The 10,094-nt window shown below is 71.7% G+C and carries 7 protein-coding genes and 1 pseudogene; 3 read left to right on the forward strand and 5 right to left on the reverse strand.

Annotation, left to right across the window (positions count from 1 at the left end):
* Positions 1 to 85: 85 nt before the first annotated feature.
* The 3 genes from TsocGM_RS22700 to TsocGM_RS22710 form a co-directional block, all read right to left on the reverse strand.
* The gene (locus tag TsocGM_RS22700) at positions 86 to 1,924 is read right to left on the reverse strand and encodes a Na+/H+ antiporter NhaC family protein (protein ID WP_126727751.1); all 1,839 of its coding nucleotides are present in this window, start codon (positions 1,922 to 1,924) and stop codon (positions 86 to 88) included.
* Positions 1,925 to 1,980: 56 nt separating this feature from the next.
* Positions 1,981 to 3,141 (reverse strand): mechanosensitive ion channel family protein, encoded by a 1,161-nt coding sequence (locus TsocGM_RS22705; protein WP_126727752.1) that lies wholly within the window; start codon positions 3,139 to 3,141, stop codon positions 1,981 to 1,983.
* A 94-nt stretch (positions 3,142 to 3,235) separates the two neighbouring features.
* Positions 3,236 to 4,459 carry a glycosyltransferase gene (locus TsocGM_RS22710; protein ID WP_233579123.1) on the reverse strand — a complete coding sequence of 408 codons (1,224 nt, stop codon included), beginning with the start codon at positions 4,457 to 4,459 and terminating at the stop codon, positions 3,236 to 3,238.
* A 308-nt stretch (positions 4,460 to 4,767) separates the two neighbouring features.
* Here TsocGM_RS22710 and TsocGM_RS22715 point away from each other — a divergent pair, with 308 nt between their 5' ends.
* From TsocGM_RS22715 to TsocGM_RS28005, 3 genes are all read left to right on the forward strand, one after another.
* Positions 4,768 to 5,775, forward strand: a complete 1,008-nt coding sequence (locus tag TsocGM_RS22715; protein WP_199756875.1) for a sialidase family protein — start codon at positions 4,768 to 4,770, stop codon at positions 5,773 to 5,775.
* Positions 5,776 to 5,980: 205 nt separating this feature from the next.
* Positions 5,981 to 6,208 (forward strand): hypothetical protein, encoded by a 228-nt coding sequence (locus tag TsocGM_RS22720; protein WP_126727753.1) that lies wholly within the window; start codon positions 5,981 to 5,983, stop codon positions 6,206 to 6,208.
* A gap of 419 nt (positions 6,209 to 6,627) precedes the next feature.
* The gene (locus TsocGM_RS28005) at positions 6,628 to 7,125 is read left to right on the forward strand and encodes a response regulator transcription factor (protein WP_391733031.1); all 498 of its coding nucleotides are present in this window, start codon (positions 6,628 to 6,630) and stop codon (positions 7,123 to 7,125) included.
* Between the two features lie 512 nt (positions 7,126 to 7,637).
* On the opposite strand, the pseudogene TsocGM_RS28010 reads toward TsocGM_RS28005, so the two are convergent.
* Positions 7,638 to 8,492: pseudogene (locus TsocGM_RS28010) on the reverse strand (M14 family zinc carboxypeptidase); the annotation flags it as partial.
* Between the two features lie 121 nt (positions 8,493 to 8,613).
* On the reverse strand, positions 8,614 to 10,074 hold the full coding sequence (locus TsocGM_RS22735) for a DUF1501 domain-containing protein (RefSeq protein WP_126727756.1): 1,461 nt from the start codon (positions 10,072 to 10,074) through the stop codon (positions 8,614 to 8,616).
* Positions 10,075 to 10,094 lie beyond the last annotated feature (20 nt).

Below are 10,094 nucleotides of genomic sequence, written 5' to 3' on the forward strand. Positions count from 1 at the left end.
CGTCCTCGACACGACGATCGATCGATCCCCCCGCCACCCCCCCCGAGGGGGACGGGCCCCCCTCCCCGGCGAACCTCGCCCGATCCTAGAAGACCAGCACCAGCCCCGTCGACACCAGCGCCGCCAGCCCGGCCACGGCTAGCGCGATCGGCGCCTGGGTGGTGACGTGATCCATCAGGTCGCAGCCGGTGAACATGCTGGAGAGGACCGTGGTATCGGAGATCGGCGAGCACTGGTCTCCGAAGACCGCCCCGCCAATAACAGCCCCAAAGCAAACCTTCACATAAAAAAGAATCGACGCCCACACCGCCCCTCCCTCGGCCGCCACCTGGGCGATCGTGCCGGGATCAACCCCGGCCCGGCCCGCGGCCAGGGTCAGGGCCAGCGGCACGGCGATCGGGAAGATCACCGCGTAGGTGCCCCAGGACGACCCGATCGAGAAGGCGATGATCATGCAACTGAGCATCAGGACCGCCGGCAGGAACACCGCCGGCAGCCGTCCCGCGAGGATCGAGACGACGAACCCGGCGGTGTCCAGATCCTTCGACACCTGGCCGAGCGTCACCGCCAGGCCGAGGATGATGGCCCCAACGGTCATGCTCTTGCAGCCGTCGAGGAAGCCGTCCATCGCCGTCCGCAGTGGCATCCCCTTGAGCACGGCGATCAGGACGGCCGTCGCTGTGCTGAAGAAGAACGCGTGGTTGATCATGTTCGTCTTCAACACCAAGAGCGGCACGATCGCCAGCACCAGCAAGACGCCCAGCGGCACGAGGAAGTCGACCAGCCCGACCCGGTAGCCCGGCTCGGGCGTCCCCTCGATCGCATCCAGGTCGACCAGCGGCCGGGCGCCGTGAGCGTCGAGCTGGCCGGTCTGGCGGGCGCGCTCAACCGCTCGCTTCATCTTGCCGCCGTACCAGGGGAGCAGGCCGAGGCTGAACAGCAGGGTCGAGGAGACGGCAAGAAGGCCGTAGAAGTTGAACGGCACCGATCGAAAGAACCAGGTGGAGCCGGCCTCGCCATCTGGAATGAGCACATAATTTCCAATCGCCGCCGTCGTCGCCCCGGCCACCAGGCCGCCGACGTAGAGCGGCCAGGCGTTGAACGGCAGGACCGTCGCCGCGGGAGAGGCGGTCGAGTCCACCAGGTACGACAGCTCCTCGTGGCTCACCCGGTTCCGGTCGCTCACCGGGCGGACGGTCGACCCGGCGAGCACGGTGCTCACCGTCCCTCCCTGGTGGAAGACCATGCCGACGATCCAGGCGAAGAACCGCGCCGTGTTCGGCCCCCGAACCACCTTCGCGCCCACCACCTCCGCGAAGTGCCGTGCCGCCCCGGTCTTCCCCCACACGCCCAGGATCCCGCCCAGGAACCAGAGGTAGACTAGCAGGATCGTCGCATACGACTCCGAACCCAGCGCCTTCAGGAAGAAGTCGCCGATGAAGTCCAGCTCCTTCGGGATCCAGAGGCCGGTCGCGATCCTCGCCTGCACGAACTTCACGCCCGCGCCGGCCACGATCCCGGCGAAGAGTGACAGGAGCACGTCCTTCGTCCAGAAGGCGAGTCCCAGGGCGATCACCGCCGGGATGAGCGAAGCGGCGCCGAACCAGCCCAGACGGCCAGCCATCGCCTCGCCGAACGCCGATCGATCGACCGCCCCTCCCCCCACATCCACCCCTCCCGCGGCGATCCGCCCCCAGGCGGCCGGCGGGACCGCGTCGGCCTGGCGGGAGATGACCCCGTCGCCGTCCCGGTCGAGGCGGTCGAACACGCGGTCGAGCCGGCGGTCGAGCGCCTCGGGGGCCTGCCTCGCCTCCGCCTCAGGGACGGGCCCGAACGCACCGAGCAGGCCGAGCAGCAGCGCCGGCAGGATCGAGGCGGGCCGGAGTCGACGCCGACCCGATCGGAAGCGAATCGCCAGAGACATCGGTGTCGATTGATCCCGAAAGGGAGGATGGTACGGGCCGACGGCCTGCCGGGCGATCACTCGCCCCCCTTCGGCCGGGAGCCGTCCCGGAGCAGCACCTCGGTCCGGAACGGCCGGGGCGTTCCCTCGAGGTACAGCGACCTCGAGGGGAAGGCGAAGCCGACGCCCATCGACTCCAGGCGCCGGAACAGGGCAAGGTTGATCCGCTGTTGCAGATCCATGTACAAGTTGTAATCCGGGCTCAGCACGTAGTAGACAACCTCGAAGTCGAGCGACGAGTCGCCGAACTTCGCGAAGTGGGCGCGGTCGAATCGGGTCCGCTCCAGCCCCTCGACGATCTCTCGGACCACGCCGGGGATCTTCTCGAGCGTCTCGGCCTTCGTGGCGTAGAGCACACCGAAGGAGAAGGTCACGCGCCGCTCGGCCATCCGCTTGTAGTTGCGCACCCGGCTGCCGATCAGATCGGAGTTCGGGAAGATGATCTGCTCGCCGCTCAGGCTGCGGACCCTCGTCGTCTTCACGCCGATGTGCTCGACCGTTCCCATGTGGTCGCCGCTGATGATGAAGTCGCCGACCTCGAACGGCTTGTCGAGCACGATCGCCACCGAGCAGAAGATGTCCCCGAGGATCTGCTGCAAGCCGAACGCGACCGCGATCCCCCCCACGCCCAGACCGGCCAGGATCGGCGCGATCTGGACGCCGAAGCTGCTGAGGATCAGCATCGCCACGGTCGCCCAGAGCCCGGCCAGGGCGAAGAACCGCACCACGCCATGAGCCGTCCGGGCCGCCGTCTCGCTGAAGTTGGCGAAGCGGAAGCCCTGCCGCAGCGCCTCGTCGATCAGCCCCATGCCCCAGCGGCCGGCCTGGAGGAAGATCACCACCAGGGCCAGCGTCCGGATCGTCTCCTCGACCGACTCGCCTCGGCCCGGCACGTCAACCGATCGAAATGTGATGAACGATAACGCCAGAAAGGCGGCGAACGCGAGGATGCTGACTCGCCAGGTGTGGTCGACGATCTGGCAGAGGTAGTCGTCGTACGGAACATCCGTCCGGTCGGCCAGCTTCCTCAGCCGCACCCGGGCCGCTCCCAGCACCAGCCGAAGCGCCAGGGCCAGCAGCGCCACCAAGGCGAGGAAGGCCGACCACTGCGCGAGCGGGATGCCGAGGATCTCCCGAGCCGAGAGGAACGTCCGGATCTGCTCCCAGGTTTCGCCCATCGTCGGCCCTCGTCATCGGTCGGGGGTCGGTTCGAGAGCGACCTTAGCACGATCCTGCCGCCCTCGCAACGCGCGGACGAGCCGCATCGCGACCTCACCGTCCCGCCGCTCCCGATCCCCCCGCCTCCCGGTCCTCGGCGGCCGATCCGCTCCTCCACTCCAGCCCCAGCACTCCCGCCCACAACGCCTCATACGCCCGCACGACCGCCCCCTGGGAGAACCGCCGCTCCACCCGGGCTCGTCCCGCCTCGCCGAAGGCGGCCAGCCGTCCCCGGTCGGCCGCCGCCTCGATGAGCGCCGAGGCCAGCGCCGCCGGGTCGCCGGGGGGGACGAGCCAGCCGGTGCGACCGGGCTCGACGAGATCCTCCGTCCCCTCGACGGCCGTCGCCACCACGGCTCGGCGGGCGGCCATCGCCTCGAGCACGACGTTGGGCATCCCCTCCCAGCGCGAGGGGAGCACGAGCAGGTCGCTCGCCTTGAGCAGCCCCGGCACGTCGTCTCGCCTCCCGAGCCAGTGCAGCCGGCCGTCCGGAATCCTGGCCGACGCCCCCGAGCCGGCCAGCCGATCCCGCTCCGGTCCATCCCCGACGATCGCCAGGTGCCAGTCGGGCCTAGCCTCGACGACCCGGGAGGCGGCCTCCAGCAGCGTCGGCACCCCCTTCTGCTCGCCAAGCCTCCCGACGAAGAGGGCGAGCGTGGCGTCGGCCGGGACGCCGATGGCCGATCGATCGACGATTGAACTTGCGTCGATTGGACCAGGATCGATGCCGTTGGGGATCACGACCAGCCGCCGGGGGTCGATCCGCCCGACCCGCTCGGTGAACCGCCGCACCCCCTCCGAGACGCAGACCGAGCCGGCCGCCAGTCGAGTCGTCGCCCGGTCGACCGCCAGGTGCCAGCCCTTCCGGCGTTCGGCCACCCGGATCCCCCCCAGCACCCAGGGAGCGCCGGCCATCGGCGCCGCCAGCCGGCTGGCGATGTTCGCGTGGAAGAGGAACCCCTGCACCAGCTCCGGCCGGAGCTCCCGGAGCACCTCGGCCAGCCGGAGGACCGCCCGGACCGGCCGCCGGGGATCGACCCCCAGGCAATCGACCCGGATCCCCTGCTCCCTCATCGGCTGGGCCATTGGCCCCTCGGGGCCGAGCGCCACCACCGAGGGCTCCCACCGGGATCGGTCCAGCCCCGTCGCCAGGGAGACCAGCGCCCGCTCCGCTCCCCCCACGTCCAGCTCGGTGATCACCAGCGCGACCGGCACCGGGCGCCCGGGCCAGGGTCGTCGGGGGGCGGTGGCGAGGCGTCGGGCCAGCGGCGGTTGCACGGGGGAGCGGTCGTCGGGCGTCGGGGGATCGACGACCAGTCTAGCGGGGAGACGGGGAGGATTCGAGGCCGGCCCGACTCCGAGAGCGTCGGCCGCCCGCCACGTCCTGGCGGCCCTTTCCCGACGGGGACGCTCGACGAGGCCCTTCGCACGCGGATCGGGTTGCCTCGCCAACGGCCCCGAGCCCCCGGTTCGGGCCGCCGGGGGAGGGAATCGGCCGGGCTCGTCTGGTACAAGGGGACGAGCATCGGGGCCCCGTCGCCGAACCGGCCGGGGGCCGAACCCACCCCGAGGGAGAAGTACGACCGATGAGCGTCTCCATCCTGGCCGCCACCCTGACCGTGTTCGGGCTGGCTCCGGCCGCCCCTCTCGACGACGCCGCCCGGCTGATCGAGGCCCGTCGCATCTGGGACGAGGCACCGCACTGCGCCTTCACCGACCTGATCCGGTTCGACGGCCGATGGCTCTGCACCTTCCGAGAGGGCCAGCGGCACGTCTCCCCCGACGGGGCCATCCGCGTGATCGCCTCGGAAGACGGCGAGCGCTGGGAGCCGATCGCCCGGCTGACCTCCGCCTCGGCCGACCTCCGCGACCCGAAGCTCTGCACCTCGCCCGACGGCCGGCTGATGCTCACCGCCGCCGCGGCCCTGCACGATCCGGGAGACGGCGGCCGGCACCAGACACTGGCCTGGTTCTCCCAGGACGGCGCCTCCTGGGACGGCCCCCACCCGATCGGCCGCCGGGGAGACTGGCTCTGGCGGGTCTCCTGGCACGACGGCACGCCCTACAGCGTCGGCTATTCGACCGAGGCCGACCGGCCCGCCCGAGTCGCCCGGCTGTACCGGGGGGCCGACGGCCGGGCCGACGCCTTCGAGGCGATCGTCGACCCCCTCTTCGAGGCCGGAGAGCCGAGCGAGGCCACCCTCCGCTTCCTGCCCGACGGCCAGGCCCTCTGCCTGCTCCGCCGGGACGGCGCCGAGCCGTCCGCCCAGCTCGGCCAGGCCGAGCCCCCCTACCTCAACTGGACGTGGACCGACCTGGGGGTCCGGGTCGGCGGGCCGAACCTCATCCGGCTGCCCGACGGCCGGCTCATCGCCGTGGTCCGACTCTACGACGGCGGGCCCCGAACCGCCGTCTGCCGGCTCGACCCCGGGGCCGGGACGCTCACCGAGCTGCTCGCCCTCCCCTCGGGAGGAGATACCAGCTACGCCGGCCTGGCCTGGCACGCAGAGCAGCTCTGGATCAGCTACTACTCCTCGCATGAAGGCCGCACGGCGATCTACCTGGCCCGAGTCGCCCTCCCCGACCCCTCCTAACGCCCCATCGGACCGCGAGGCGAAGGGCGGACCAATTCGTCCGCAACCCATTTCTCCAAAACAACTTTCGCCATGACCCCCACCCAGACCCCCCGGTCCCCGAGGCGAGCCCGACCGGCCTCGGCACGGCACATGCACGCGAGAGTGTCGCCGCCGGCGCCGGATCGGCGGCCGGGTGCGACCGAGGGCTGTCGAGGACGGAGTTATGCTCATTCGTGTTTTTGATCGAGGGGCGGCGACGCTGATCGAGGCCCCGGCAGACGCGGTGGTGCATTACGGGAGGGTGCTGGGGCTGCCCGACCTGCTGGAGATCCGGGGGACCCAGGGGCAGGAGGCGGTGCTGCTGACCGAGTCGGTGGCGGTTTCCGCCGCCCGGCTCGGCCTGTACGGGCTGAGGCTCGTCGAGCAGCAGGCCGCCAGGGTCCGCTCCTGACCCCCTCCCGGGTGCCCCCCGGCCCGCCTCCCCGCGGCCGGGAGGACGGGACTCCGCCGAGTTCCCGAAACCGAGTCGCCCCCGAGGGCCCTCGCCGATTGTCCGGGCCGAGGGCCTCTCACGAGCGCCGCCGATCCGATTTCCCCGGCCAGTTCAAGGCTGTCGGGAGGACCGCAAGGGATGACGCGACGCGGCCGGGGCCGGGACGCTCCTGCCGACGGGTCGTCGTCCGGGAGCGGGGGAGGCTCCGGGTCGTCCGGCGTCTCCCGAGAGGTGCGCGGCATCCGCTCCGTCGCTCCTCATCGCCCCGGGTTCGAGACGGGTCGGCCGCCGCCCGGCCCCTCCCGGTGGAGGGGGCACCCGCCGGGCCAAGGCAGGGTCCGAGCGGCTCGAGTGTTGCGTGGAAGCTCGACCGGATGATGATCCGGCTCGACGCCTCCGTCCCGTTGCCCTATGATTTGGGTGGCAGGAACCGAGAGCACCCGGATCGGGTCCCGGGCCGAGAGGAACACCCGAGGTCGAAGCGGACTCGACGCCCCGAACGGCATGACGCCGAGGAGTTCACCGTGCGACCGATCCTGTTGATCGTCGAGGACGACCCGGCCCTGACGGAAGTCTGGCGGACCATCTTCGCGGCCCGGGGCTGGGAGGTCCGCTCGGCGGCAACCGTGGCCGAGGGGCTCGCCCTGCTGGAGCCCGCCCCCGACTACCTGATCCTGGATCTGCAACTGCCCGACGGCGACGGTGGGGCCCTGCTCCGTCGGATCCGAGAGACGGGCATGAAGACTCGGGTCGCCGTCACGACCGCCTCGGACGACCCCGCCTCGCTCGCCGGTCTGGAGCCCGAGGCGCTCTTCCGCAAGCCCGTCGACGTGGTCGACGTCTGGCGGCTGGGTGCCTTCTCCGAGGCGGGCTGAGCCCCCTGCTCGACGGCGGAGCCCTCGGGCCGGAGGACCGCGGCGGCGGTCAGGCGGCGGACCTCGATGCCGTTGGCGACGAGGAGCTCGGCCAGCTCGGCGGCTCGGACGGGGGTCTTGCCGGGCAGGAGGAAGACGTCGGGGGCGTCTCCCGACCGGCCGCGCTCGATCGCCTCGCCGCGGCCCTCGTGGAAGGTGCGGAGCAGGTCGGCCCGGCCGGAGGCGGCGGCCTGGACGGCGGCCAGGCCGCTGACGTAGTGGTGGCGGACGGCGTCGTGGTAGTGCAGGGGCTGCCCGTCGTCCCGGTCGACGACGAGGCCTCGGACGCCGGCCTGCTCCCAGAGCAGGCCGATGGCGCCGTGCATCATCGGCCAGGTGGAGCCGTAGCCGGGGTAGAAGGCGTCGAAGATCTCCCGGCTGGTGTAGGAGAAGCCGAAGCGGTCGAACTGCTCGGCCTGGAGGCGGCCGATCCGGGTGGCCCAGGCGTTTTGGCGGGGGGTGATCTGGGGGTTGAAGGGGTCGGAGGCGGGGTCGAAGTAGTAGGAGGCGTTGGCCCCCATCTCGTGGACGTCGACGTAGACTTGGGGCTGCCAGTCGAGGTAGGCGGCGACCTTGGCGCGCGTCTCGGGCTGGGACTGGAGGAACCAGTCCCGGTTCAGGTCGAACAGGTAGTGGTTGTACCGTCCCCCCGGCCAGGGCTGGAGCCGCTCGGTGGCCCGGGGGGAGGACTGGGGGAAGGCGCCCCGGGCTCGGCGGTGAGCGCCGACGAAGCGGTCCCGGCCGTCGGGGTTCTGGATCGGGTCGATGACGACGATCAGCTCGTTGAGCCAGATCCTCGTCTCCTCTCGGCGGTCGGCCAGGAGGGTGTAGGCGGTGATGAGGGCGGCGTCGCTGGAGGAGGACTCGTCGCCGTGGACGGCGTAGGCCAGCCAGAGGACGGCGGGAGCGCGGTCGATGAGCGTCTCGGCCTCGTCGGGGCCGAGGGCCCGGGGGTCGGCCAGCAGGAGGTTGTCGGCGCGGGCCTCGTCGAGGCGGGCGATCGTCTCGGGGGCGCTGAGGACGAGGTAGACCAGGTCGCGGCCCTCGACGCTCTGGCCGTAGCGGACGAGCCGGCAGCGGTCGGGGGCCGCCTTGGCCAGGGCCTCCAGGTAGCGGAGCACCTCGGCGTGGCTGGAGATGTCCGCTCCCCAGGAGTGGCCGACGACCTCCTCCAGGGTGGGGATGGCGGGGTCGGCGTCGATCTCCGGCATCGGCAGCAACCAGCCGGGCTCTCCCCGCTCCTGGCCGTTCGCCGGCGCGGCCAGGGCGGCCAGGATGAGGATGACGGCGGCCGCCCACCGTCGCCGAGCCGACTGCGGATGTCGCATCGCGGGAGGATCTCCGGGGGTCTCGGTCCGGGGAGGCCCTGACCGGCCGCCCTCGGAAGCCGCCCCGTTATCCTCGTCCGCGATGGTCCCGTCAAGCGCGAGGCGTCTGGCGGCGGGGGGCTCAGAACAGCTCGGCGATCGGGGAGCCTCGGTCGACGATCGGGCGGGGGCGGCCGTCCTTCTCCTCGTAGTGGGCGTCGAGGGGGACGCCCATGTGGCGGTAGATGGTGGCGGCGAGGTCGCCGGGGGTGACGGGGCGGTCCTTGATGTGGCCGCCGTCGGGCATGGTGGCGCCGATGACCTGGCCGTGGTTCAGGCCGCCGCCGGCCAGGCACAGGGACATGACGTGGGGCCAGTGGTTGCGGCCGTCGGTGCTGCCCTGGGTGCCGAGCTGCGGGGTGCGGCCGAACTCTCCCATGGCGACGACGAGCACATCGTCGAGCAGGCCGAGGCGGTCGAGGTCGGAGACGAGGGTGGTGATAAGGTGGTCGAACAGGGGGAGCAGCGGGCCGAGCCCCTTGGTGATGCCGCCGTAGGGGGGGATGTTGTCGCCGTGGGTGTCCCAGGTGCCGGAGGCGGGGTGATAGCTCAGGTCGAGGGTGACGAAGGCGGCGCCGGCCTCGATGAGCCGACGGGCGATCAGGGCCTGCTGGCACCAGAGGTGCTTCCCGAAGCGGTCCCGGATCTCCTGCGGTTCGCGGTCGAGGTCGAAGGCGTCCCGGGCGCGTCGGCCGGCGAGGAGCTCGACGGCCTGCTGGCCGTAGTCGTCGAGGGCGTCGACCTCGGCGGAGGAATCGATGGCGCGCCGGGCGTCGTCGAACCGCTCCAGCAGGGAGCGGCGGCCCCGGACCCGGGCTTCGTCGAGCCCGGCAGGGAGGGTGAACAGCTCGGCCTGCGTCATGCGGCCGGTGTCGACGCCGACGTTCGAGTAGATGGGCAGGCGGGCGGCCTGATTGGCGATGAAGGGATCATATTCCTTGCCGAGCACACCGGCATAGGCGATATGAGAGCGGGAGGTCTGGAAGGCGATGTAGGGGGGCATCGCCGGGTGGTTCGCGCCGTGGTACTTGGCGACGACGGAGCCGATGGCCGGGTAGGAGTCTCCCCGGGGGTTGACTCGGGGGGCGGCCTCGAGGTTGCCGGTCTGGAAGACCTTGTTCGGCTCGTGGTTGCTGTGGGTGGCGTCGACGGACCGGATGATGGTGAACTTGTCGAGCATGGCGGCCTGCTTCGGCAGGTGCTCGCAGAGGGCGACGCCGGGGATCGCCGTCTGGATGGTGCCGAAGGGGCCTCGGTTCTCGTAGGGGCGGTCGGGCTTGGGGTCCCAGGTGTCGATCTGGCTGGGGCCGCCGGCCATCCAGAGGAGGATGACGGCCTTGTTGCCGCCGATCGGCCGGCCGAGGTCGGACGCCTCGGCCCGGGAGCGCAGCAGGCCGGGCAAGGTCAGGCCGGCCATGCCCGCCATGCTCGCCTTGAGCAGGTTGCGGCGGGTCTGGAGGATCAGGCCTTCGGGCTCCCTCGCGTGGAAGTGGGTGAAGGCGTGGCGGTGGTCGTGGGCGGGACGGGGGTTGCCGAAGCTCATCCCGAGTCTCCTGGGGCGGG

Origin of the sequence: Tautonia sociabilis (assembly GCF_003977685.1) — a bacterium.
In the GTDB taxonomy this organism is placed as follows: Bacteria; Planctomycetota; Planctomycetia; order Isosphaerales; family Isosphaeraceae; genus Tautonia; species Tautonia sociabilis.